At 71.5% G+C, this 24,771-nt stretch carries 21 protein-coding genes; 9 read left to right on the plus strand and 12 right to left on the minus strand.

All coding sequences use genetic code 11. The features are described 5' to 3' along the window. The first annotated feature begins 4 nt into the window (after positions 1–4). Positions 5–1,357: a tRNA uridine-5-carboxymethylaminomethyl(34) synthesis GTPase MnmE gene (gene mnmE / locus ABD679_RS01005; protein WP_344758231.1), complete on the plus strand. Its 1,353-nt coding sequence runs from the start codon at positions 5–7 to the stop codon at positions 1,355–1,357. Between the two features lie 98 nt (positions 1,358–1,455). After that, positions 1,456–2,511 carry an energy transducer TonB gene (locus tag ABD679_RS01010; RefSeq protein ID WP_344758056.1) on the plus strand — a complete coding sequence of 352 codons (1,056 nt, stop codon included), beginning with the start codon at positions 1,456–1,458 and terminating at the stop codon, positions 2,509–2,511. Positions 2,512–2,605: 94 nt separating this feature from the next. Here the strand turns inward: ABD679_RS01010 and ABD679_RS01015 are convergent, their stop codons facing one another. The 4 genes from ABD679_RS01015 to ABD679_RS01030 all read right to left on the minus strand — a co-directional run bounded on the left by ABD679_RS01015 (position 2,606) and on the right by ABD679_RS01030 (position 7,081). Then, a complete protein-coding gene (locus tag ABD679_RS01015; RefSeq protein WP_344758057.1) occupies positions 2,606–3,778 on the minus strand; it encodes an ABC transporter permease in 1,173 nt (390 codons plus the stop codon). After that, positions 3,775–4,530, minus strand: a complete 756-nt coding sequence (locus ABD679_RS01020) for an ABC transporter ATP-binding protein (protein WP_344758058.1) — start codon at positions 4,528–4,530, stop codon at positions 3,775–3,777. The genes ABD679_RS01015 and ABD679_RS01020 overlap by 4 nt, the downstream gene beginning before the upstream one ends. 1 nt (position 4,531) lies before the next feature. After that, on the minus strand, positions 4,532–6,127 hold the full coding sequence (locus ABD679_RS01025; RefSeq protein ID WP_344758059.1) for an alpha/beta fold hydrolase: 1,596 nt from the start codon (positions 6,125–6,127) through the stop codon (positions 4,532–4,534). A 186-nt stretch (positions 6,128–6,313) separates the two neighbouring features. After that, positions 6,314–7,081: a ferredoxin--NADP reductase gene (locus tag ABD679_RS01030; RefSeq protein WP_344758060.1), complete on the minus strand. Its 768-nt coding sequence runs from the start codon at positions 7,079–7,081 to the stop codon at positions 6,314–6,316. An 87-nt stretch (positions 7,082–7,168) separates the two neighbouring features. Here ABD679_RS01030 and ABD679_RS01035 point away from each other — a divergent pair, with 87 nt between their 5' ends. From ABD679_RS01035 to panE, 3 genes are read left to right on the plus strand one after another with little or no spacing between them, the layout of a single operon-like run. Next, positions 7,169–8,155: an ABC transporter ATP-binding protein gene (locus ABD679_RS01035; RefSeq protein ID WP_344758061.1), complete on the plus strand. Its 987-nt coding sequence runs from the start codon at positions 7,169–7,171 to the stop codon at positions 8,153–8,155. Positions 8,156–8,195: 40 nt separating this feature from the next. After that, positions 8,196–9,017 (plus strand): ABC transporter permease, encoded by an 822-nt coding sequence (locus ABD679_RS01040; protein ID WP_344758062.1) that lies wholly within the window; start codon positions 8,196–8,198, stop codon positions 9,015–9,017. Next, a complete protein-coding gene (panE, locus tag ABD679_RS01045; RefSeq protein WP_344758063.1) occupies positions 9,017–9,934 on the plus strand; it encodes a 2-dehydropantoate 2-reductase in 918 nt (305 codons plus the stop codon). Before ABD679_RS01040 ends, panE begins: the two co-directional genes overlap by 1 nt. A gap of 180 nt (positions 9,935–10,114) precedes the next feature. On the opposite strand, the gene ABD679_RS01050 is transcribed toward panE, so the two are convergent. Beyond that, a complete protein-coding gene (locus tag ABD679_RS01050) occupies positions 10,115–13,195 on the minus strand; it encodes an efflux RND transporter permease subunit (RefSeq protein ID WP_344758064.1) in 3,081 nt (1,026 codons plus the stop codon). After that, a complete protein-coding gene (locus tag ABD679_RS01055; RefSeq protein WP_344758065.1) occupies positions 13,192–14,310 on the minus strand; it encodes an efflux RND transporter periplasmic adaptor subunit in 1,119 nt (372 codons plus the stop codon). Before ABD679_RS01055 ends, ABD679_RS01050 begins: the two co-directional genes overlap by 4 nt. Positions 14,311–14,577: 267 nt before the next feature. Here ABD679_RS01055 and ABD679_RS01060 point away from each other — a divergent pair, with 267 nt between their 5' ends. Continuing rightward, positions 14,578–14,751, plus strand: a complete 174-nt coding sequence (locus ABD679_RS01060; RefSeq protein ID WP_344758066.1) for a hypothetical protein — start codon at positions 14,578–14,580, stop codon at positions 14,749–14,751. On the opposite strand, the gene ABD679_RS01065 is transcribed toward ABD679_RS01060, so the two are convergent. Further along, positions 14,726–15,547, minus strand: coding sequence for a TatD family hydrolase (locus ABD679_RS01065; RefSeq protein ID WP_344758067.1), 822 nt, complete (start codon positions 15,545–15,547; stop codon positions 14,726–14,728). The two genes, ABD679_RS01060 and ABD679_RS01065, sit on opposite strands and share 26 nt — an antisense overlap. Positions 15,548–15,813: 266 nt before the next feature. Here ABD679_RS01065 and hrpB point away from each other — a divergent pair, with 266 nt between their 5' ends. Further along, positions 15,814–18,336, plus strand: coding sequence for an ATP-dependent helicase HrpB (gene hrpB, locus ABD679_RS01070; RefSeq protein WP_344758068.1), 2,523 nt, complete (start codon positions 15,814–15,816; stop codon positions 18,334–18,336). Positions 18,337–18,534: 198 nt separating this feature from the next. Continuing rightward, positions 18,535–18,888 (plus strand): hypothetical protein, encoded by a 354-nt coding sequence (locus ABD679_RS01075; protein ID WP_344758069.1) that lies wholly within the window; start codon positions 18,535–18,537, stop codon positions 18,886–18,888. Positions 18,889–19,044: 156 nt separating this feature from the next. Here the strand turns inward: ABD679_RS01075 and ABD679_RS01080 are convergent, their stop codons facing one another. The 5 genes from ABD679_RS01080 to ABD679_RS01100 form a co-directional block, all read right to left on the minus strand. Continuing rightward, complete coding sequence (locus tag ABD679_RS01080) at positions 19,045–20,160, minus strand: hybrid sensor histidine kinase/response regulator (RefSeq protein ID WP_344758070.1); 1,116 nt, start codon at positions 20,158–20,160, stop codon at positions 19,045–19,047. A 127-nt stretch (positions 20,161–20,287) separates the two neighbouring features. Next, complete coding sequence (locus ABD679_RS01085) at positions 20,288–20,839, minus strand: pseudouridine synthase (RefSeq protein WP_344758071.1); 552 nt, start codon at positions 20,837–20,839, stop codon at positions 20,288–20,290. Between the two features lie 74 nt (positions 20,840–20,913). Beyond that, the gene (locus ABD679_RS01090) at positions 20,914–21,771 is read right to left on the minus strand and encodes a class I SAM-dependent methyltransferase (RefSeq protein WP_425561816.1); all 858 of its coding nucleotides are present in this window, start codon (positions 21,769–21,771) and stop codon (positions 20,914–20,916) included. A 70-nt stretch (positions 21,772–21,841) separates the two neighbouring features. Beyond that, entirely contained in the window at positions 21,842–23,215 is a 1,374-nt protein-coding gene (mgtE, locus tag ABD679_RS01095; protein WP_344758072.1) for a magnesium transporter, read from the minus strand. A gap of 232 nt (positions 23,216–23,447) precedes the next feature. Then, positions 23,448–24,371, minus strand: coding sequence for a LysR substrate-binding domain-containing protein (locus tag ABD679_RS01100; RefSeq protein ID WP_344758073.1), 924 nt, complete (start codon positions 24,369–24,371; stop codon positions 23,448–23,450). Positions 24,372–24,492: 121 nt separating this feature from the next. Between ABD679_RS01100 and ABD679_RS01105 the strand changes: the two genes are divergently transcribed. Next, positions 24,493–24,705: a hypothetical protein gene (locus ABD679_RS01105; protein ID WP_344758074.1), complete on the plus strand. Its 213-nt coding sequence runs from the start codon at positions 24,493–24,495 to the stop codon at positions 24,703–24,705. The last annotated feature ends 66 nt before the right edge of the window (positions 24,706–24,771 follow it).

The following is a 24,771-nucleotide window of genomic DNA, read 5'->3' on the forward strand; positions in this document are numbered from 1 at the left end:
GGCCATGCACGACGACCGCGACACCATCGTTGCCATCGCCACCGCGCCGGGTGCCGGCGGGGTGGGCATCGTGCGCCTGTCCGGTCCGCGCGCGGCGGCGATCGGACGCGCGCTGTGCGGCGGCCGCGCACTGCCGGTGCGCCGCGCGCTGCACGCGCGCTTCGTCGACGCCGACGGCGCGACCATCGACGACGGCATCGCGCTGCGCTTCCGCGCCCCGGCCAGCTACACCGGCGAGGACGTGGTCGAGCTGCAGGCCCACGGCAGCCGCGCGGTGCTGCAGCAGCTGGTCGAACGCTGCCAGGCGCTGGGCGCGCGCGGCGCGCGGCCGGGGGAGTTCAGCGAACGCGCCTTCCTCAACGGCAAGCTCGACCTGGCCCAGGCCGAGGCGGTCGCCGACCTGATCGCCGCCGGTGACGCCCGCGCCGCGCGCGCGGCGCGGCGCGCGCTGGAGGGCGAGTTCTCGCGCCGCGTCGCCGCCATCGCCGCCGAGCTGCTGGCCGTGCGCGTGCACGCCGAGGCCGCGATCGACTTCGCCGACGAGCCGCTCGACACCCTCGGCGGCGGCGCACTGCGTGCGCGCCTGGACGCGGCCGTCGACGCGCTCGCCGGGCTGCTGGCCGACGCCGAGCGCGGGCGCAAGCTGCGCGACGGCCTGCACGCGGTGATTGTCGGCCCGCCCAACGCCGGCAAGAGTTCGCTGCTCAACGCGCTGGCCGGCAACGACCGCGCCATCGTCACCGACATCGCCGGCACCACCCGCGACCTGCTGCAGGAAACCGTGCGCATCGACGGTGTCGAGCTGACCCTGGTCGACACCGCCGGGCTGCGCGAATCGCAGGACCTGATCGAACGCGAGGGCATGCGCCGCGCGCGCGACGAACTCGGCCGCGCCGACATTGCCCTGGTGGTGCTCGACGCGCGCGACCCCGGGGCAGGGCGCGCCGACGTCGACGCCGCGGTGGCCGGCGTGCCGACCCGGCTGTGGCTGCTCAACAAGTCCGACCTGCTCACCGCGCCACCGGCGCCGCCGCCCGGCATGGCCGGCGCGCTGCCGGTCTCGGCCCGCACCGGCGCCGGTCTGGACGCCCTGCACGCGCGCCTGCGCGCGCTGTGGCAGGGCGATGCGGGCGAGGACGCCGGCGGCGCGTTCACCGCGCGCGCGCGCCACGTCGACGCCCTGCGCCGCGCCGCTGCCGAGCTCGACGCCGCCCGCGACGCGCTGGCCGCCGAAGCCTTGGACCTGGCCGCCGAGGCCCTGCGCGCCGGCCACGACGCGCTCGGCGAGATCACCGGCCGCACCGCGCCGGACGATCTACTGGGTCACATTTTTTCGACCTTCTGCATCGGCAAGTAGCGCCACGCGCGCCCGGGCGGGGCCGGGTGTTGACAAACCGGCTGTACTATCGCGTCCTAGGCAGGTGCAGCCATCGCACATCCAGGGGGAATTACCGAATGTATCCGTCAACAACCGTGTCACCGCTTGCGCCCGGGGAGGCGCGACCGGCCCACCTGCGCCTGGCGCTGGGGGTGCTGCTGGTCGTCGCCGTCAGCGCATGCGGCAAGAAGGAAGAAGCCGGCCCGCCCGCCGGCCCGGCCGAGCCCGCCGCCGCGACCCAGCCGGTCAAGCCGCCGGCCGAAGCGGTCTCGGCACAGGTCGCCGCGCTCAGCCCCGACGACCTGCGCAAGAAGGCCACCGAGGCCTACCAGGAAAGCCGCCTCTACGCGCCGGCCGGCGACAACGCGATGGAGTACTACCTCGCGCTGCGCGACAAGCTGCCGGGCGACCCGGGCGTGTCCAGCGCGTTGACCGACCTGCTGCCGATGACGGTGATCGCCACCGAACAGAGCCGCGACCGCGGCGACTTCGAGGAAGCGCAGCGCCTGTACGGCCTGATCGAGAAGGCCGACAAGGACCACCCGGCGCTGTCGCGGCTGAAGACCAGCATCGCCGCCGCGCAGGAGAACGAGGCCAAGCGCGCCGAGCAGCAGCGGCTCAGCGCCGAAGAGGAAGCGGCGCGGCGCGTGCAGCTGGAAAAGGAACGCCAGGCGCAACAGCAGCAACAGCAGCAGCAGGCTGCCGAACAGCTGGCCGCGCAGCAGGCCGAGGCCGAGGCCGCCAGCAAGCGCGAAGCCGAGCAGCGTGCGGCCGAACAGCGCGCTGCGGAACAGCGCGCCGCCGAGCAGCGTGCCGCCGAGCAGCGCGCGGCGCAGCAGGCGCCGGCGCAGCCGGCCGAGCCCAGGCAGGTCACCGCGGCCGAGCTGCGCCCGATCAGCACGCCCGCCCCGCGCTATCCGGTCAACGCCCTGCGCGCGGGCCGTTCGGGCGAAGTGCAGGTCGAGTTCACCGTGGGCCCGGACGGCTCGGTGACCAATGCGCGCGTGGTGCGCGCCGATCCGCCGCGGGTCTTCGACCGCGAGGCGGTGGCGGCGGTCAAGCGCTGGCGCTTCGAGCCGCCGGGCACGACGGTCACCACCCGCCGCACGATCGGCTTCAACCCGGGGCAGTAACCGGGATGGCGACAAGAAAACCCGGCCTCGGCCGGGTTTTTCTTTGCCGCGTCCGCCAATGCGGGGGACGCGGACGTTTGCGCAGTGCGCGCGCTCAGGCGGAGATCGCCAGCTGCTCCTGGTGGTAGCGGCGCGTGGCGGCGAACCACAGCAGCGCGGCCAGCCCCAGGCCCGCGCCGAAATACACCAGCCACGCCAGCGGCGCGACCGCCTCGCCGCGGATCACGTTGAGCAGCATCTGGTTCTGGGCCAGGAACGGCACCGCGTACTGCCACAGCTGGGTCCGCACCGGGCTGACCATCAGCAGGATCGACGGCACGATCGGCAGCAGCATCAGCACCGGCATGTAGCTCTGCGCTTCCTTCACCGACTTGGCGCCCGCGGCGATGTACGTCAGCAGCGCAGTGCCGATCAGCAGCATCGGCACCAGGATCAGCAGCATCTTGCCGATCGCTAGCACGCTCACGTCCATCAGGCTGGCCATGTCCGGCACCAGCATCGCGCCGATCTTGAGCGCCAGCAGGGTCAGCAGCAGCGCCAGCAGGCCGACCACCGAGGCGGCCACCACCTTGCCGCTGACCAGCGCCCCGCGTGGCGCCGGCGTGGCCAGCAGCGGTTCCAGCGACTGCCGCTCGCGTTCGCCGGCGGTGGTGTCGACGATCAGGTGCGCGCCGCCGAGGAACGAGCTGAGGATCAGCAGGTAGGGCAGGAACGCCATCGCGAAGCCCTTGTTGCGCGCCTCCGGCGTCGACAGGTCCTTGCGCGTGGGCAGCAGCGGCGCGGCCACGGCCGGGTTGATCCCGCGCGCCAGCAGCCGCAGTGCGCCGACCTGCTGGCCGTAGCGCTGCAGCGCGGTTTCGATGCGCCGCACCGGGATGCCCGAATCCTGGCGCGTGGAGTCGTGCACGATCTCCACCAGCGCAGGCGTGCCCGTCGTCCACTGCGTGGCGTAGTCGTCGCCGATGCGCAGGTAGACGTCCTCGTCCTGGTCGCGGATCGCCGCGTCCGGGTCACCGGTGATGGTCTTGCGCGAGATGCCTTCGCCGGCGAGCCACTTCACCAGCTCCGGCGCGCGGTCGGCGCCGACGATGACGATTTCCAGCGGCTTCTCGGTCTGGCTCTGGGCGCGCTTCTGCGCCAGCGTCAGCATGCCGATCATCAGCGCCGGCACCAGCAGCGGGCCCATCACCAGCGCCAGGAACAGCGTGCGGCGGTCGCGCGAGAGCTCGCGCAGTTCCTTCAGGCAGACGATCCACAGCGCCTTCATGCCAGCAGCCCTTCGTCGGTTCCGATCAGCGTCACGAATGCGTCCTCGAGGTTGTCGTGCCCGGCCTGCGCGCGCAGTTCGTCCGGCGTGCCCTGCGCGGCCACGCGGCCGTGCGCGATGACCACGATGCGGTCACACAGCGCGGCGACCTCCTGCATGATGTGGCTGGAGAAGATCACGCAGCGTCCTTCCGCGCGCAGTTCGCCGAGGAATCCGCGCAGCCCGCGCGTGGTCATCACGTCCAGGCCGTTGGTCGGCTCGTCGAGGATCACGTTGCGCGGGTCGTGCACCAGCGCACGCGCGATCGCGGTCTTGGTGCGCTGGCCCTGGCTGAAGCCCTCGGTCTGGCGATCGAGGAAATCCTCCATCTGCAGCGCCGCGGCCAGCGCGTGGATGCGCTGTTCGACCTGCGCCTGCGACATGCCGTGCAGCTGGCCGAAGTAGTGGATGTTCTCGCGCGCGGTCAGGCGCTTGTACACGCCGCGCGCGTCGGGCAGCACGCCCAGTGCGCGGCGCGCGGCGACCGGGTCTTCGGCCACGTCGCGGCCGTCGACGAGGACGCGACCGCTTTCCGGCGCCATCAGCGAATACAGCATGCGCAGCGTCGTGGTCTTGCCGGCGCCGTTGGGCCCGAGCAGGCCGGTGATCTGGCCGTCGTGCGCGACGAAGCCGACGTCGTCGACCGCGACCACGCGGGCCTTGTCCCTGCCCTTGCCGGGGAAGGTCTTGCGGAGGTGTTCGGCAGTGATCATGTCAGGGTCCCCAGCCGTTGAAACTCGTGAACGGCGGCGTGTACGCCAGCTTGTCCAGGCACTTCGCGTCCAGGCCCCTGGCGTCGGCGGTGTCGAGGAACTGCGCGAACAGCCGCGGCATGCAGCCGGTGCCGATGACGTTGTGGCCCTGGCCGCGCAGCACCAGCACGCGGCTGTTGGGCAGGGTCCTGGCGATCTGTTCGGCGTAGGCGGGCGGGGTGACCGGGTCGAGTTCACCCGACAGCAGCAGCGTCGGCAGGTTGCTGGCCAGCGGCTTGTGGAAGTCGTCCGGGCGCGTGCCCTTCGGCCATGCCTCGCACTGCGTGAGCAGGCCGTCGACCAGCTCGTTGCCCAGCAGCGAGGCGGCCATGTCCGGGTCCGCGCGCAGGCCGTCGGCGTCCTCGCTGCAGATCACCGACAGCTGCATGCCGTAGGCCATCTGCTCGGGAAGCGAATCGGCAAGCATCTTCGACAGCGCCATCAGTCCGTCGTAACGGCCTTGTGCACCCTCGTGGATCAGCAGCGGCAGGATCGACGCGGCCATCGGCGAGTAGGCGTACATCCGTGCCAGTCCGACGATGCGCGCGGGCTGCAGGCGTTCCTGCTGCTGGCGACCGCTGTTGGCGTCGCGGTAGGTGACCAGCGGCGGATCGTCCCGCAGCCGCGCCATCAGCGAGTCGAGCTGCGCGCGCGGGTCGCCCAGTGCATTGGCGCAGTCCGGGATCTTCGCGCAGCGTCCGAACTGCAGCGCCAGCGCGTCCTCCAGGTTGCGCGCGAAGTCGTTGCCCAGCACCAGCTCGTTGGGTGCCGGCGAATCGAGTACCAGCGCGCGCACGTGCTGCGGATAGGTGCCCGCGTAGCGCTGCGCGACGCGGGTGCCGTAGGAGATGCCGAGCAGGTTGACCTGTTCCACGCCAAGGGCCTGGCGCACCGTGTCGAGGTCGCGCACCGCGTCGGTGGTGGTGTAGAAGCGCAGGTCGGCGTGCCTGGACAGCGTGTCGCGGCAGTGCGCGGTGGCCTCGCGCATGGCCGCGCGCGACGCGGCCTCGTCGCCCGCTTCGTCCGCGTCATCACCGCCGCCCAGCGCTTCGAGCATGTCCGCGCACTGCAGCAGGTTCGAGTCGCCAGTGCCGCGCTGGTCCACCAGCACCACGTCGCGGTGCTTGGCGACCTCGCGGAACGCCGGCGCGACGGTCGGATAGGTGGCCACGGCGGCCTGGCCGGGGCCGCCGGCGAGCATGAACACCGGATTGCGCGGGTCGTCGGCGCCTTCCCCGGCCGGGATCCAGGCGAGGTTGAGCGCGATCCGGCGCCCCTGCGGCTTGGCCGGGTCCTCGGCCACCGACAGCGTGCCGCACTGCGCCGCGACGCCCGCCCCGCCCATCGGCGAGGCCAGCGTGCAGGGATGGAACGCGATGCTGCCGAACATGCGCGGCGGTGCCGGCGCGGACGGCGTCCTGGCCGCCGCGGCGTCCTTGCCTGCCGCGACGGCGGTGTTGTCCGCGGGCGCGTCCTGGACGCGGTCGCGGACCTGGCGCCAGCCGAAGAAGGCCAGCAGCAGCAGCGCGACGAGGATGAAGCGGGTTTTGCGTGACATGGCGACCTGTGGAACCGGCGGAAGCGGGATGCTCAGGATGACACGACGTGGCGGCGGGACGGATGTGACCGGAGCCGGCCGCCGCCGGCCGCCGCCCACGAAATCTGCAGGAGCGGCTTCAGCCGCGAGCTTTTCCGTTTGCCCCCGGAAAGCTCGCGGCTGAAGCCGCTCCTACGAGCGAGGACATCATTTGGAGGAAACGTATTTCTCGCGCCGGATCTGCGGCACCGGCAGGCCGTGTTCCTTCAGCGCCTCGAAGCAGGCGTCGACCATGTTCGGGTTGCCGCACAGGTAGGCGATATCGCGCGCCGGGTCGGGCGCGAACCCGGGCAGGAACTGCTGCACGTAGCCGTGGCGCACGTCGGCGTGCGCATGCGGCGAGCCGGCTTCGGGCAGTTCGCGCGACAGGCAGGGCACGTAGCGGAAGCCAGGGTGCGCTTCGGCGAAGGCGCGGAACTCGTCGCCGTACAGCAGCTCGGCGGTCGAGCGTGCGCCCTGCAGCAGCACCACCTCGACGCCGCGCTGCGCCATCTGCTGTTCCAGCAGCGGCAGCATCGCCCGGTACGGAGTGATGCCCGTGCCGGTGCCGATCAGCAGGTAGCGCGCGTTGGCGTCGGCCGGCATCAGGCAGAAGCGGCCGAACGGCCCGCTGGCTTCGACCCGGCCACCTTCGTCCAGGCCCTCGAACAGCGCCGTGGCCGCACCGCCGGCGACGTAGCTGACCGCGATCTCGACCGCGTCGCCGGGCGCCAGCGCGTGGTCGTGGATCGTGGCCAGCGAATAGCTGCGCTTGGTCGCGGTGCCGTCGGCGTACTCGAAGTGCACCTGCAGGAACTGTCCGGGGACGAAATCCAGCGGCTGGCCGTCATCGCGCACGAATGACAGGTGGGCCACGGTCGGCGCCAGCATGCGCCGGCCGGTGAGCTTCAGGGGAAATCGCTTGATGGCGGACAAGAAATCGGACGTTGTGTTGCCGGAGCGTGCTCCGCAGGGCGCCTATAATACCGGCTCGCCGCGGCCACCGCGGCTCCAGGAAGCCCCATGACCGCACCCACGCAGCCCCTCGCGGGCGCTTCGGCGGCGTCGCCTCCGGCGCTGTCGGTGCACGACCTGCGCAAGACCTACGACAACGGCGTCGAGGCGCTCAAGGGCATCTCGCTCGACGTGCAGCCCGGCGACTTCCACGCCCTGCTCGGCCCCAACGGCGCCGGCAAGTCGACCCTGATCGGCATCGTCTCCTCGCTGGTCAACAAGACCTCGGGCAGCGTGCACGTGTTCGGCGTCGACCTGCACGCGCGCCGCGACGAGGCGATGCGCCTGATCGGCCTGGTGCCGCAGGAGCTGAACTTCAACATGTTCGAGAAGCCGCTCGACATCCTGGTCAACTACGCCGGCTTCTACGGCATCGCGCGCGCCGAGGCGCTGGTGCGCGCGGAAGAGGAACTCAAGCGCGCGCAGCTGTGGGGCAAGGCGCAGCTGACCGCGCGCACGCTGTCTGGCGGCATGAAACGAAGGCTGATGATCGCCCGCGCGATGATGACGCGGCCGCGGCTGCTGATCCTCGACGAACCCACCGCGGGCGTCGACATCGAGATCCGCCGCGACATGTGGAAGACCCTGCGCGAGATCAACGCCGCCGGCACCACCATCATCCTCACCACGCACTACCTCGAGGAAGCCGAGAGCCTGTGCCGGCACCTGGCGATCATCGACCACGGCGCCATCGTCGAACAGGGCCCGATGCGCGAACTGCTGGCCAAGCTGGACGTGGAGGGCTTCCTGTTCGACGTCGACGGCGTGCTGCCGGACGCGCTGCCGGCCATCGACGGCGCGACGCTGGTGGCGCTCGACCCGCACACGCTCGACCTCGACATGCCGCGGGCGATGGACCTCAACCGCGTGTTCACCGTGCTCAGCGATGCCGGCATCCGCGTGCGATCGATGCGCACCAAGTCCAACCGGCTGGAAGAGCTGTTCGTGCGCATGACCGGCAGCAATGCCGCGCAGCCGGCGGACAGGGCGGCGTGAGCGCGACATCACCGCCGACCCACAGGACCAGCACCACTCCATGAGCTCCCGGATCCAGACCTCCACCGCCACCGCCACCGCAGCGACCAGCGACGCGCGCCGCAACTGGACCGCGCTGTACACCGTCGCCCGCCGCGAGGTGGTGCGCATCCTGCGCATCTGGGGCCAGACCCTGGTGCCGCCGGCGATCACCATGACCCTGTACTTCCTGATCTTCGGCGGCCTGATCGGCTCGCGCGTGGGCGAGATGGACGGCATCCGCTACATGGACTTCATCGTCCCCGGGCTGGTGATGATGAGCGTGATCCAGAACAGCTACGGCAACATCTCCTCGAGCTTCTTCGGCGCCAAGTTCGGCCGCCACGTCGAGGAGCTGCTGGTCAGCCCGATGCCCAGCTGGGTGATCCTCGGCGGCTACGTCGCCGGCGCCGTGCTGCGCGGGCTGATGGTGGGCGTCATCGTGCTGTGCATCGCGATGCTGTTCACCACCGTGCGCATCCCGCATCCGCTGGTCACCCTGTCGACGGTGCTGCTGGGCGCGACGATCTTCTCGCTGGCGGGCTTCGTCAACGCGGTGTACGCGAAGAAGTTCGACGACGTGGCGATCGTGCCGATCTTCATCCTCACCCCGCTGACCTACCTGGGCGGCGTGTTCTATTCGATCAAGCTGCTGCCCGAATGGGCGCAGGCGCTGACCCACGCCAACCCGATCTTCTACATGGTCAACGCCTTCCGCTACGGCCTGCTCGGCACCAGCGACGTGCCGCTGTGGGTGGCGTTCGCGCTGATGTTCGGGTTCGTCGCCGTGCTGGCGACGCTGGCGCTGTGGTTGCTGCGCCGCGGCACGGGGCTGCGGAGCTGATGCGCGTGCTGGTACTCGGCGCGGGCGGGACCGGCGGCTACTTCGGTGGCCGGCTGGCGCAGTCCGGTGCCGACGTGACGTTCCTGTTGCGGCCTGCGCGCGCGGCGCAGCTTGCGCAGGGCGGCCTGCGTATCCGCAGCCCGCTGGGCGATGCCGACCTCGACGTCGCGCATGTCACCGCGGAGGCATTGCCCGCGCGGGTCAAGCGGGCGCCGTTCGACCTGGCGCTGCTCAGCTGCAAGGCCTACGACCTCGACAGCGCGATCGACGCGATCGCGCCCGCGGTGGAGGCCGGCGCGGCGGTGCTGCCCATCCTCAACGGCCTGCGCCACTATGCCGCGCTCGACGCGCGCTTCGGCGCCGACCGCGTGGTCGGCGGGCTGTGTTTCATCAGCGTGGCCAAGGACGGCGACGGCGCGATCCGCCACCTCGGCCGGCCGGCGTCGATCACCTTCGGCGAACGCGGCGGCGACGTCGACAGCCCGCGCACGCGTGCCTTCGAGGCGCTGTGCGCGCGCGCCGGCATCGATCACCTGCGCAGCCCGCGCATCGCGCGCGAGCTGTGGAGCAAGTACAGCTTCCTCGCCGCGCTCGCCGCCGGCACCTGCCTGATGCGCGCCGGTGTCGGCGACATCGTCGCCGGCGAGGGCGGCGGTGCATTCATGGCCGCACTGCATGACGAATGCCTGGCCGTCGCCGCGGCCGAAGGCGAACCGGTGCCGGACGCCGCCGCGGCGACCGCGCGCGACACGCTCACCCAGGCGGGTTCGCCGCTGCAGGCCTCGATGCTGCGCGACCTGCAGGCCGGGCATGCGGTCGAGGGCGAGCACATCGTCGGCGACATGCTGCATCGCGCCCGCGCCCACGGCATTGACGCGCCGCTGCTGGCGACGGCGTGGGTGCACCTGCAGGCGTAAGAAGCGGGGCGCGCGGGTTCTGACAACGCCAGGCTGGTGTAGGAGCGGCGGAAGCCGCGAGCTTTTGCCCTTGCCCCCTTCTCCTGCGATTCCTGCCTTCGCGGGGAAGGGAGCGAAGAGCTCGCGGCTTCCGCCGCTCCTACAAAAAAACGGGGACGCGCGAAAACGGGGACGCGCGGCTCAGCCCTCGGCTTGCGCCACATGCCGGGGCCGGCGGTGGAACTTGCGCGTCATCCACTCGCCGACGTCGTCGATCACGGTGAACGCCGCCGGGATCACGATCAGGCTCAGCAGCGTCGAAGTGATCAGGCCGCCGATCACCGCGATCGCCATTGGTGCGCGGAAGCTCGAATCGCCGGCAAAGCCCAGCGCGATCGGCATCATGCCCGCGCCCATCGCCAGCGTGGTCATGATCACCGGCTGCGCGCGCTTGCGGCAGGCGTCGATCAGCGCGTCGTGCTGGCTCAGGCCGTGTTCGTCCTCGGCCATCACCGCGTAGTCGACCAGCAGGATCGAATTCTTGCTGGCGATGCCGATCAGCATCAGCAGGCCGATCAGCGCCGGCAGCGACAGCAGGTTCTGCGTGAGCAGCAGCGCGCCGAACGCACCGCCCGCGCACAGCGGCACCGCGGTGAGGATGGTCAGCGGCATCAGCGCGTGGTTGAACAGCAGCAGCAGCACCATGTAGATGCAGACGATGCCGGCGACCATCGCGATCGCGAAGCCCACGAACAATTCGATGAACACCTCGGCATCGCCGGTGTTGAGGAAGCTGACCCCGTCGGGCAGCTGCTGCACGCCCGGCAGCGCCTGTACCTCGTTCATGACCTCGCCCAGCGGGCGGCCGTTGAGCTCGGCGGTCAGGGTGACGTTGCGCTGGCGCTGGTAGCGCGAGATCTGCGACGGACCGCTGGCGGCGCGGATGTCGGCGACCGCCGACAGCGGCACGGGGCCGTTCTTGCCGCGCACGCGCAGCTGGCCGACCAGCGCGGGATTGGCGAGCGTGGCCTCGGCGAAGCCGACCCGGATCGGCACCTGGCGTTCGGGCAGGTTGAGCTTGGCCAGGCGCTGCTCGTAGTCGCCGGCGGTGGCGATGCGCGCGGCCTCGGCGATGTCGGCGGTGGCCACGCCCAGGTCGGCGGCGCGCGCGGGGTCGGGCGTGATCACGATTTCCGGGCGCAGCAGCGAGGCCGACGAGGTGATGCTGCCGAGGCCCTCGATGCCACGCAGGTCGCGTTCGAGCGTGGTGGCGGCCGACTGCAGCCGCTGCGGGTCGTCGCCGGCCAGGACCAGCTGCATCATTTCGCCCGGCTCGGTGCTGACGTAGCTCACGCGCACGCCCGGCAGGTCGGCCAGGCGCGTACGGACGAGGCGTTCGAGTGCCTTCTGGTCGCGGTCGCGGTCGTCGGCGCTGCCCCAGTCGAGGATCAGCGTGGACTTGCGCGGCTCGGCCACGCCGGTGCGCGAGGGGTCGCCCAGGTCGAGCACGCTGCCGACTGCGGTGTAGACCTGCTTGAGTTCGGGGATGTCCGACAGCAGCGCGCGGGCGCGCTCGGACACCGCGACGGTTTCCTGCAGCGTGGTGCCCGGCGGCAGCTCCAGGCTGAGGTTGCTGCGGCCGAGGTCGGAGGTGGGGATGAAGGTCGTCGGGATGAACGGCACGATCGCCAGCGAGGCGACGAACAGGCCGGTCGCGATCCACAGCGTGCGCGCGCGGTGGCGCAGCGCGGCGTCCACCAGGCCCAGGTACCAGCGCATCAGGCGTGACTCGCCTTTCTCCTCGCCGTGCGGCTTGAGCAGGTAGGCGGCCATCATCGGCGTCAGCAGGCGCGCGACCAGCAGCGAGAACATCACTGCGGTCGCCGCGGTCCAGCCGAACTCGCGGAAGAACTTGCCGGCAATGCCGGGCATGAACGCCACCGGCACGAACACCGCAGCCAGCGTCAGCGACGTCGCGATCACCGCGGTGCCGATCTCGGCGGCGGCGTCGCGCGCGGCGTCGATCGGTTTCTTGCCCATGCGCAGGTGGCGCACGATGTTCTCGATCTCCACGATCGCGTCGTCGACCAGGATGCCGACCACCACCGCCAGCGCCAGCAGCGTGATCAGGTTGAGGCTGAAGCCGAACCAGTGCATCACCGCGAAGGTCGGGATGATCGACAGCGGCAGCGCCACCGCCGACACCCAGGTCGCGCGCCAGTCGCGCAGGAACAGCCACACCACCAGCAGCGCCAGCAGCGCGCCTTCCCACAGCATGGTCATCGACGACTCGTACGAGCGCACGGTCTCGTCGATCACCGTGGTGACCAGCTGGAAGTCGACGCCGGGATGGTCGGCCTTGAGCTGGTCCAGCGCCTGTTCGACGCCGTCGGCCACCTCGAGCTCGCTCGACCCGCGCGTGCGCGACATCGAGAACGCCACCACCGGCTTGCCGTCGAGCAGCGCGGCCTCGGTGGGATCGGCCGCCGCGTCGGTGATCCGCGCCACCGCCGACAGCCGCACCGCGCGGCCGTCGGGCAGGCTGATCGAGTAGTCGCGCAGGGCGTTGGCGCTGTCGATGGTGCCGACGGTGCGGATCACCTGCTGTTCGCCGTCGAGCTCGGCCTTGCCCCCGGCGCGCTCGACCTGGATCCGCGCCAGCTGCTGCGAGACGTCGCCGGCGGTGACGCCCAGCGCCTGCAGCGCGTCGGGGTCGAGGTCCACGCGCACCTGGCGGTCGACGCCGCCCACGCGCGTGACCTGGGCCACGCCGGGCACGCCGTACATCGCGCGCGCCACGTCGCGGTCGACGAACCAGCTCAGCTCGTCGGGCGCCATCTTCGGCGCCACCACCGCGTAGGTCATCAGCGAGCCGCCGATGTCGACCTTGGAGATCACCGGCTCCTGGATGTCCTGCGGCAGGTCGGTGCGGATGCGGGTGACCGCGTCGCGGGTGTCGTCGAGCGCGGTGGCCAGGTCGGTTTCCAGGTGGAACTCGATCGCGGTGACGCTCACGCCCTCGCTGACCGTCGACATCACCCGCTTGATGTTGGGGATCGTCGCCACCGAGTCTTCGACCCGGCGCGTGACCTCGGCCTCCAGCTGCGACGGCGAGGCGCCGGGCTGGGTGATCGTCACCGTGGTCATCGGGAAGGCGATGTCCGGGAAGCGCGCCACCGGCAGTTCGTGGAAGCCCCACAGCCCGGCCACGCACAGCGCGAAGAACAGCATCAGCGCCGGCAGCGGGCGGCCGATCGCCCAGGCGGAGAAGTTGATGCTCACGGTGCGGTCTTCGCCGGCGCGGCCTTGGCGGGCGCCGCGGGCTTGCCCTCGACCACGCGCACGGTGTCGCCGTCGCCGAGGAAGCCGGCGCCCTGTTCGACCACCGCGTCGCCGGCCTCCAGGCCCTCCACGATCTCGACCTGGCCGTCGACCCGTGCGCCGGTGGCCACGCGCACGCGGTGCGCGACGTGCGTGTCATCGAGGGTGAACACGTAGGCGTGGCCGTCGCGCTGCACCACCGAAGCGGCGGGCACCGTGAGCGCGTTGCCGCGGCCGGTGACGATGCGGCCTTCGACGTAGGTGCCCGGCTGCAGCGGGCCGGGCTCGGGCAGGTCGGCGTAGAGGGTGCCGGTGCGGGTCTGGCTGTCGACGCCGGGGCTGACCGCGCGGATGCGGCCGTTGACGATGCCCGCGCTGGAGGGCAACTGCACGGTGGCGCCGGGCTCGACGCGGGCGAGGTCCTCTTCCGCCAGTTCGGCGCGCCACTCCAGGCGGCCGTCGCGGATGAGGCGCAGCAGCTCGGTGCCCGCGGCGACCACCTGCCCGGGCTGCACCAGCCGCTTGGAGATGATGCCGTCCGCGGGCGCGCGCAGCTCGGCGAAGTCGCGCCGCAGCTGCGCGGCGTCGCGCGCGGCACGCGCGGTGTTGCGCCGGGCCTCGGCCTGGGTGCGCGCGGCGCGCAGTTCGTCGAGCTGGGAGGCGCTGATGAAGCGGTCGCCGGCCAGCTGCTCGCCGCGGGCGAGGTTGGATCGTGCCAGCGCGACGCCAGCCTCGGCTTCGGACAGTGCGGCATTGGCCTGCTGCAGCTCGCTGTCGAGGCTGCGATGGTCGAGTTCCAGCAGCACGTCGCCCTTGCGCACCTGCTGGCCGACATCGACGTTGAGCGCGGTCACCCGCGCGCCGCTGATCTCCACCCCCAACTGCATCTCCTCGAACGCCGCGACCGGCCCCGACACCACCACCGTGCGCTGGATCGGCTGCATCTGCGCGCGCACCAGGGTGACGGCGAGGGTGGAGGCGGGGGCGTCGGATCCGGCGGGATCGGACCCGCCGCAGCCGGCCAGCAGGGCGGCCAGGCAGGCGGCGGCGGCGGCGGCGCGAAAGCTTGCGTGCATGCGGGGTTCCCGGGGGGAGGGACCGCCACCGGCCGGCAGCGGAGTCGCTATTGTACTGGCAAGTTCAGTAATTGAAGGAAATGACGATTACGTTCCCAGCTCGGAGCCCCGGCACGCCGCGGCGACGGTGGCATGTGGCCCGGCCGGGCATGGTGTTCGACGACCCCGTGCCGAACGTGCGCAGGGACGGTCTGGAGATCGTCTTCAGTTCCAGCCGCCAGCGCCGATCCGTTCGACCAGGACATCGACTTCGCCACCCGCCGCAGCGTGCGCGCGAAGTGGGGCAGGCCGGTGCGGATCGCCAACCGCCACGTGAACACGCCGGGTTCGGAAACGCGCGCCGCGCTGTCGGCCGACGGCACCCGGCTGTACTTCGGCCGCAAGCTGACGCCCGCCGACCCGGGCGACGTGTATGTCAGGTCCCGTCGCCGGAAGCCGTGACCGGCGCGCCGGGGAGGCCAAAGAACGCGCGTGTCGTCGCCGTGGCGTTGGCCGCGGCGACGGCCGTGTCCTCGCCGCGGTCGCGCGCCAGCTCCTCGACGATGTGCGCCAGGTACATCGGTTCGTTGCGCCGGTGCGAGGGCTGCGGGCGCACGGTGCGCGGCAGCAGGTACGGCGCGTCGGTTTCGATCATCAGCCGGTTGGCCGGGATCGACTTGACCAGCTCGCGCAGGTGCCCGCCGCGGCGCTCGTCGCACAACCATCCGGTGATACCGATATGCCAGTCGCAGTCGAGGTAGTCGAACAGTTCATTGCGGGTGCCGGTGAAGCAGTGCACGACTGCCCGGCCGAGGCGGCCGTCGAACTCGCGCATGATCGCCATGAAGTCGACATGCGCGTCGCGCTGGTGGAGGAACAGCGGCTTGCCGGTCTCCGCCGCGATCTGCAGCTGGCGTTCGAACGCCTTGCGCTGCGCCGGACGCGGTGAGAAGTCGCGGAAATAATCCAGCCCGCATTCGCCCACCGCGACGACTTCCGGATGCGCATGCAGTTCGCGCATCTCGGCGTCGCATTCGGCGGTGTATTCGGTGGCGTGGTGCGGATGCACGCCGGCGGTGGCGAACAGCTCACCCGGATGTGCCTGCGCCAGTGCCAGCGCCTGCGGCGAATGTTCGCGGCTGGCCCCGGTCACCACCATCTGCACCACGCCGGCATCACGTGCGCGCTGCAGCACGGCGTCGCGGTCGTGGTCGAAGCTGTCGTGGGTGAGGTTGGCGCCAATGTCGATCAGGTGCATTGGTGATTGGTGGTTGGTGATTGGCAAAAGCATAGCGCGAGGTCCGAGGATTCCTGCAGGAGCGGCTTCAGCCGCGAGCTTTTACGGAATTCGGAATTCGGGAATCGGGAATTCTGGAAAATCTATGTGCCGTTACCCCCTATGAAAAAGGAGGTATGGGATCTGCTCTCGATCGCAACCATCGACCATCAAGGCTCGCGGCTGAAGCCGCTCCTGCAGGAGCACATGTCCCCACCAGGGCCGGCCGCACCCGTATCCTTGCGCGCGTGGACAAATCCGCATTCCCCATCTCGCCATTGCTGCCGCAGATCCGCGCCTCGCTCGCCGCGCATCCGCGGTTGGTGCTCGAAGCACCACCCGGCGCCGGCAAGACCACGCAGGTACCGCTGGCGCTGCTCGACGCGCCGTGGCTGGCAGGCCGGAAGATCGTGATGCTCGAACCACGCCGCGTCGCCGCGCGCGCGGCCGCGGGGTTCATGGCCAGGCAGCTGGGCGAGGCGACCGGCGACACCGTCGGCTACCGCATCCGCTTCGAGAGCCGGGTGTCGGCGCGCACGCGGATCGAAGTCGTCACCGAGGGCATCCTCACCCGCATGCTGCAGGACGACCCGATGCTCGATGGCATCGGTGCGCTGCTGTTCGACGAATTCCACGAGCGCCACCTGGCCGGCGACCTTGGTCTTGCACTCGCGCTCGACGTGCAGGCCGGGCTGCGCGAGGACATGCGCATCGTGGTGATGTCGGCCACGCTCGACGGCGAGCGGCTGGCACGGTTCCTCGATGCGCCGCGGCTGTCGAGCGCGGGGCGCAGCTACCCGGTCGAGGTCGCGCACTTCCCCGCGCGCCGAGAGGAATCGCTCGAGGCGCAGGCGCGGCGCGCGGTCGAACACGCGCTGGCCGCGCACGAGGGCGACGTGCTGGTGTTCCTGCCGGGGCGGCGGGAGATCGCGCGGGTGCAGGCGGCGCTGGAAGCTGCCCTGCTCCCGCCGCCGCAGGGGGAGGAGCAGGGCGTCGCGATCCTCCAGCTCCACGGCGACCTCCCCGTCGACCAGCAATCCCGCGTCCTGCAACCCGACCCCCACGAGCGTCGCCGCGTCATCCTCGCCACCAACGTCGCCGAATCCAGCGTCACCCTGCCCGGCGTGCGCGTGGTGATCGACAGCGGCCTGGCGCGCGAGCCGCGCTTCGATCCCAACAGCGGGTTCGCGCGACTGGACGTGGTGCACATCGCCCAGGCTTCCGCCGACCAGCGCGCCGGTCGCGCCGGCCGCGTCGCCGCGGGCCGGGCCTACCGGCTGTGGCCGCAGTCGCAGCGGCTGGAACCGCAGCGGCGCGCGGAAATCATGCAGGTCGAATTGGCATCGCTGGCGCTGGAGCTGGCGGCCTGGGGCAGCGACGCGCTGCGCTTCGTCGACCCGCCGCCGCCCGGCGCGCTGGCCGCCGCGCGCGACCTGCTGCAGCGGCTCGGTGCGCTCGACGCCGCGCATGCGATCACGCCGGCTGGCCGGCGCATGCTCGCGCTCGGCACCCATCCGCGACTGGCGGCGATGCTGCTGGCCGCGCGCGGCGCCGATGACCGCGCGCTGGCCTGTGACCTGGCCGCGCTGGTCGAAGCGCGCGATCCGCTGCGCAGCCGCTCCGACGCGCTGGCTGGACGCTGGCGCGCGCTGGCCGCGTTCCGCGGCGGCCACGTGCCGCACGACGCCAACCGCGCCGCGCTCGCCGCCATCGATGCCGCCGCGAAACAGTGGCGGCGGCGCCTGCGCGTCGACGCCGCGCCGCCGCGCGAGGTCGAGGCACACCGCCTCGGTGACCTGCTCGCGCACGCCTTTCCCGACCGCATCGCCCATCGCCACGCCAGTGACATGCGCCGCTACCAGCTCGCCAACGGCCGCATGGCGCGGCTGTTCGACGACAGTGCCCTGGTCGGCGAGCCGTGGCTGGTCGCCAGCGAGCTGCGCTTCGAGGCGCGCGACGCGCTGCTGCTGCGCGCCGCGCCGGTCGACGAACGCGCCTTGCGCGCCAACTTTGCCGCGCACTTCTCCGACCATGATGAAACCCGCTGGGACGGCGAGCGCCGTGCGCTGGTCGCCGAGCGCGTGCAGCGCTTCGACGGCATCGTGCTCGACGCGCGCCCGGCCGGACGCGTCGATCCCGCGCAGGCCGCGCAGGCGCTGACCGACGCGGTGCGCGAACTCGGCCTCGACGCGCTGCCGTGGAGCGACGGCCTGCGCCAGTGGCGCGCTCGGGTGCAAGGCTTGCGCGAATGGATGCCGGAGCTGGACCTGCCCGACCTCGGCGACGCCGCGCTGCTGGCCACGCTTGACGACTGGCTGCGCCCCGCGTTCGCCGGCAAGTCGCGGCTCGACGCGCTGTCGCCGGACACGCTGGCCGAAGCGCTGAAGGCGCCGCTCGACTGGCCGCTGCGCCAGCGCATCGAGCGGCTCGCGCCGACCCACGTCGAGGTGCCGTCCGGGCAGCGCCGCCGCATCGACTACGCGATCGGCGACGACGGCCATGCCGCGCCGCCGGTGCTGGCGGTGAAGCTGCAGGAACTGTTCGGCCTGGCCGACACCCCGCACATTGCCGACGGCCGCATGCCGCTGACCGTGCACCTGCTCTCGCCCGCGGGCCGCCCGCTGCAGGTGACCGGCGACCTGCGCAGCTTCTGGCAGAACACCTACCCGGAGGTGCGGCGCGAAATGAAGGGCCGCTACCCCCGGCATCCGTGGCCGGAAGATCCCTGGAACGCGGCCGCCACCCACCGCGCCAAGCCGCGCGGGACGTGACCGGCCGCGCCATCGGGCGCCATCGCTTGCTGCACGAGCGGCTTCCGCGAGCTCCTGGCCGCAAAAGCCCGCGGCTGAAGCCGCCCTACAGGTGAACCGGCAGGTGAACCGGCCGCCAGCGCCAACGCCCGCGCTCACGCCGGCTCAACGCGGCTGTGGCGACACTGGCCGCCGGCGAACCTCCCCAGGCATTTCTCCATGAGCAAGTTCGAATCGATCTCCGGCCGCGCGCTGGAACTGGCCGGCAGCGTCGGCGACACCCTGCGCACCAACGTGCCCGACCGGGCGATGAAGTGGATCGAAACCGGCGCCGCGCTCGGCGCGGTCAAGGCCGGCAGCCGCGCGGCGACCAGGTTCGTGCGCCGCAACCCGGCCGTCGCGATCGCCAGCGCCGTCGGTGCCGGCGTGCTGCTGTATGCCGTGCGCCGCCACCAGCGCAAGCTGCAGGAAAGCGCGCCGATCGAAGGCAAGGCGACCCGCATCGAGGCGAAGAAGGCCCCCGCCCGCAAGCGCGCCCCCGCCAGGCGCACGCGCAAGACTGCCGCGGAATGATGCAGGTGGAATGACGCAGGGAGATCGCAGGATGGGTTGAGCCAGGGGCGATACCCATCCGCTTTCCGGCCCGACACCTGTTTCCGACCCTGCGATTCGAATACCCGAAGACCTGTTCCCGGCGATCCGGTGGGTGTGCGCTACGCGCAGCCCGTCCTACGGCGCGGCGACCGCCTCCGGCAGTTCGATCACGAAGCGCGCGCCGCCGCCGTCACGGTCCTCGTACCAGAGCTGGCCGCCGAGGTTGGTGACGATCTGCCGCGCCAGCGACAGGCCCAGGCCGCTCGACAGGCCGTTGGCCGGGTCTTCCTCGCTCAGCCGCGAGAACGGCTTGAACAGTTCGCGCTGCCGCGCCGCCGGGATGCCCGGGCCGTGGTCTTCGACCAGCAGCTGCCAGTAGCCCGGCGCGCTGCCGCGCACCGAGATCTCGATGTCGCTGTCGGGGGCGTACTTCATCGCGTTGCTGACCAGGTTCTCGGCCACCTGGCGCAGCACCAGGTCGTCGATCGCCACCGGCGCGCAGCGCGCCGGCGCGCGCACGTGCAGGCGCAGGCCGCGGCTTTCCAGCTGCAGGCCGTAGCGGCGCGCGAGCCAGTCGAGCACCTCCGGCAGCGCGGCGGTGCTGTCGGACTTGGCGTGCTGCCGCGAGTGGACGCTGTCGGCCTGCGCCTCCAGGTAGCGGCGGATGTAGCCGAGCGCGTCGTTGGCGCTGTCGTGGATCATCTCCAGGTAGCGCGGGATGCGTTCGGGCCGGGTGCCGTTGTGGATCAGGATGTCGCTGGCGAACAGCACGCTGGTCAGCGGGTTCTTCAGGTCGTGCGCGACCAGGTTCACCAGTTCCTGGCGCTCGTGGGCGACGCGTTCGAGGCGGTCGCGGGTCTGCTTCAGGCCGACGTGCGCATTGACCCGCGCCAGCAATTCCTCGGGCATGAACGGCTTGGTGACGTAGTCCACCGCACCGGCGTCGAATGCGCGTAGCAGCAGTTCGCGGTCGTGCGCGGCGGTCAGGAACACCACCGGCAGGCGCAGCAGTTCGGGCCGCTGCTTGATCCGCTCCAGCAGCGCGAAGCCGTCCATGCCGGGCATGATCATGTCGAGCAACATCAGGTCCGGCGCCTGCTCGAAGGCGATCGCCAGTGCTTCCTCGCCGCTGTCGGCGGTGATGACCTCGTAGCCGTGGCGCGAGAGCAGGGTGCTGACCACCCGCAGGTTGGCCGCCTGGTCGTCGACGACGAGGATGCTGCCGGAGGCGGAAGGCGTCGTGGTCGTCATGCAGGAGTCGTTCGGTGCCCATGAAACTGAATGCGATCTGCGCGCCGTCACGTTACCAGAATCGATCGGCGCGACAGCGGATCGGCTGCGGCGACACTGCAAAAAAGAGGCGAAGGGCTGAACGTGTTCAGGAAAGCGCGCCGGACACGTCCCGCCATTCGCCCGGCTGCAGCGCCTGCAGCCGGCAGTCGCCGATCGCCACGCGCACCAGCCGCAGCGTCGGCAGGTCGACCGCCGCGGTCATCCGCCGCACCTGCCGGTTGCGGCCCTCGGTGATGCCCAGTTCCAGCCAGGCGTCGGGCACGGTCTTGCGGAAACGCACCGGCGGATCGCGCGGCCACAGCGGCGGCGGTGTTTCCAGCGCGCGTGCGCGCGCTGGCCGGGTGCGGCCGTCCTTGAGCCCGACCCCGTTGCGCAATGCCTGCAGCTGCGCATCGGTCGGCGTGCCCTCGACCTGCACCAGGTAGGTCTTGCGCAGCTTGTGGCGCGGATCGGTGATCCGGTGCGCGAGCGCGCCGTCGTCGGTGAGCAGCAGCAGGCCCTCGCTGTCGTGGTCCAGGCGCCCGGCCGGATACACGCCGGGCGGCAGGCCGAATCCTGCCAACGTCCGCCGCGGCGGCACGCTGCGGTCGGTGAACTGGCACAGGACGTGGAAGGGTTTGTTGAAGGCGATCAACATCCTGCGTCGGGTCCGTGCAACGGCTTGCCGTGCGCAAGCCGCGCGCGCGGCATCCACTTCTGCCTGGCGTCCGGTTACGGCTGGGCGGGCTTCACGAACCGCAGCGTCATGCGGTCGCTCTCCCCGATCGCCTGGTACTTCGCGTCATCGGCGTCGTCGTGGTTGTTGGTGGGCGGCAGCGTCCACACGCCGCCCGGATAGTCCTTGGTGTCCTTCGGGTTGGCATTGATCTCGCTCTGCGCATCGAGCTTGAAACCCGCCGCCTCGGCCATGGCGATCATCTGCCGTACGCCGACGTAGCCGGACTTGTCGTCGTCGCCGACATCGGCGGCGGCGCGGTGTTCGACCACGCCGAGCGTGCCGCCGGATTTGAGCACGTCGAAGAAGCCGCGGAACATGCCCTCGGCCTGCCCGGCCATGCGCCAGTTGTGGACGTTGCGGAAGGTCAGCACCACGTCGGCCGAACCGGGTGCGCCGAACACCGGTGCGTTGGGGTCGTAGGCGACCAGCCCGGCCCCATCGAACTGCGCCGGCGCGGCGGCGAACTTCGCCTCCAGGCCCGACTTCGATTTCTGCTGGTAGTCGCGGCCGCTGCCCTCCTTCACCGCCATCGGGTCGACCACCGCGGCGACGTAATGTCCGTCCCCGCGCAGCAGCGGCGCCAGGATCTCGGCGTACCAGCCGCCGCCGGGGGTGATCTCGATGACGGTCTGGCCGGGCTTCACGCCGAAGAACGCCAGCGTTTCGGCCGGGTGGCGGTACCGGTCGCGGGCGACATTGGCCGGGTCGCGCCAGTCGCCGGCGACGGCTTGCTGCAGGGCAGCGTCGACTTCGGCCTGCGCCGGCGCGGCGGCTTCCTGTCCGGCGGCCGTCGCGGCCATGGAAACACTCAGGCCCGCGGCCAGCGCGCAGGCAATCAGGACTTGTCGCATGGGGGGTTCTCCGTGGCGGGGATGGACAGCGTGCCACATCGGCGCCGGGCGCGAACCGCGGCGCGTGCGCCTACAGCAGGGTCCCGCCCAGGATCATCGAGGCGATGCTGAAATAGATCACCAGCCCGGTCACGTCCACCAGCGTGGCCACGAACGGCGCCGACGCGCTGGCCGGGTCGAAGCCCAGCCGCTGCATCAGGAACGGCAGCATCGAGCCCGACAGCGAACCGAAGGTGACGATGCCCACCAGCGCCGCGGCGACCGTGGCCGCGAGCAGCATCCAGTGCGGGCCGTAGTCGTAGAAGCCGGCAAGCTGCCACAGCGAGATGCGCGCGATCGCGATCGTGCCCAGCATCGCGCCCAGCAGCAGCCCGGTGGGCAGTTCGCGCAGCGCCACCCGCCACCAGTCGCGCAGGCGCACCTCGTGCAGCGCCAGGCCGCGGATCAGCAGCGAGGTCGCCTGCGAGCCGGAGTTGCCGCCCGAGCTCATGATCAGCGGGATGAACAGCGTGAGCACCACCGCCTGGGCCAGCTCCACCTCGTAGTGCTGCATCGCGCTGGCGGTGAGCATCTCGCCCAGGAACAGCACGCACAGCCAGCCGGCGCGCTTGTGGATCATGCGGCCGAAGCCGATCTGCATGTAGGGCTTTTCCAGCGCCGCCATGCCGCCGAACTTCTGCACGTCCTCGGTGGTCTCGTCGATCATCGTGTCGATGATGTCGTCGACGGTGACGATGCCCAGCACGTGGCCGGCGTCGTCGACCACCGGGATCGCGAGCAGGTCGTGGCGGCGGATCAGGCGCGCGATGTCCTCCTGGTCGAGCAGCGGCGCCACCGTCACCGGCGGGGTTTCCTGGGCGACGTCGAGGATCGAGGCGTCCGGGTCGCCGCTGATCAGCCGGCGCAGGCTGACCATGCGCAGCAGCGCGCGGGTCCGTGCGTCGAGCACGTAGATCGCGTACACGGTTTCGCGCGAGCGCTCGACCTGGCGGATGTGCGCGAGGGTCTGCGCGACCGTCCAGTGCGCCGGCACGCTGACGAACTCGGTGGTCATCAGGCTGCCCGCGGTTCCCGCCGGGTAGCGCATGAGCGTGCGGATCGAGGCCAGCGTGCCCGCGCCCAGGTGCCCGACCAGGTTGGCGCGGGTGTCCTCGTCCAGTTCCAGGAAGACGTCGGCCGCGCGGTCGTCGGCCATGTCGTCGAGCAGCCGCCCGGCGACGTCGCCGGGCAGCAGGGCCGCGATCGCGCTGGCGTGCTGCAGTTCGGAGCGGTCGAACATGTCGACCACGCGCGGCCACGGCAGCGCCTGCACCGTGGCGGCGGCCTGCGCGGGGTCGAGGGCGTTGAGGCGCTCGATGCCGTCGGCGATGTTGAGGTCGGCGAACGGCGCGGCCAGGCGTGCCGCGTCGGCGGCGGCTGGCGTGTTGCGGGGCGTTGTATTCATGGGACCACCTGCTGGCAGCTGCCGTCCCCGGCAGCGCGGTGGGCCCGACCGGAAAGGTCAGTCCACGACGGCCGGGGACGGCAGGCGCGATCGACTGTGACTGTCGCTGGACATGGGGAAGGGTTCCGGGGAGATGCCGTGGCCGGACTCGACGGGGCGGGCCGCGGCGCGGCGCGGCGCGCAGTCTGGCCCGGTTGCGATGGCGGGTCAATCGCGCGGTGCGCCGTGCCGGTCAGCGCGCCGGCGCGTCGGGCGTCGCGTCTGCGGCCGCATCCGTGTGCAGGACGTGTTCGCGGGCCTGCCGGTGCAGCCAGTCGCGGAAGGCCAGCAGCCCGCGGTGCGTGGCGGCCTCCGGCGGATAGACCAGCCAGTGCGCGTAGCGCGCCTTCAGGCGCCGCGGGGTCAGCATCACCAGCTGTCCGGAGTCGAGCAGCAGGCGCGCGCGGGTGACCCGGCCCAGGGCGACGCCGACGCCGTCGAGCGCGGCGCGATGGTGTGATTCGGAATCGTCGAACACGGCCACGTAGCGCGCTGGTGGCTGCACGCCGAAGGTGTCGAACCAGCGTTCCCACTGGCCGTCCGGATCGCCGAGCAGCGGCCATTCCCCCAGCGGCCGCGCATCCAGCCCGCCCATGCGCTCGACCAGCGCCGGACTGGCCATGGGGACCAGCCACTCGTCGAACAGGTGTTCGGACAGCACGCCCGGCCACTGCCCCAGGCCGACGCGCAGCGCGGCGACGACCTGCGTGTCGCGGCTGAAGTCGACCACTGCCTCGGTGGACTGCAGGCTGATCTCCACCTGCGGATGCGCGGCCAGGAAGTCGCCCAGCCGCGGTACCAGCCAGGCCGAGGCCATCGACGGGGTGGCGCTGATCGCCAGCCGGTCGTCGTGGCGCGCGGCGAACGGCTGCAGCGCCTGGCTGATGGCGTCCAGATGCGGGCCGATCCGCTCCAGCAGCCGCTGCCCGTCGGGCGTCAGACCCACGCCGCGCGACTTGCGCACCAGCAGTTGCTGGCCCAGCCGCGCCTCCAGCCCGCGCATCTGGTGGCTGAGTGCGCTGACGGTGAGGTTGAGCGATTCGGCCGCACGCGACAGGTTGCCCAGCCGCGCGGCGGCGACGAAGCCCTGCAGAGCGTGCAGCGGCGGGCGGCTCACGATGGGACCGGGGGCTGGTGTGATTTGAAAAGCATTCAAGTCGACCTTGCAGAAATGTCGCTTTTTCGCGCCAAACAATGCGCCTATCTTGCTTGCACCTCAAGTGAAACCGGAGCCAGGCATGAACATCTACAGCGGATTGTTGTTCCTCGGCGGCCATATCGCCGATCCGAAGCTGGCGCGCTCCCTGGTCGATGGCGCCGACCGCCGGCAACCCGCCGCACCGTCTGCGGCGGCCCGGGCGCCGACGTTCCGTGACGGTTGCGCGGCCGGGCCGGTGCGCCGCGGTGGGATCGTCTCGGTCTGCTCGGTGGCGCTGTCGCTGTTCCGCTGACGTGCGCAGGCCCGCTACGGGCCGAAAACGCGCCGTCGTGTGCGCCGGCCCGCGCACGCGGCGGGG

The organism is Luteimonas lutimaris, assembly GCF_039537065.1.
Taxonomy (GTDB): Bacteria; Pseudomonadota; Gammaproteobacteria; order Xanthomonadales; family Xanthomonadaceae; genus Luteimonas; species Luteimonas lutimaris.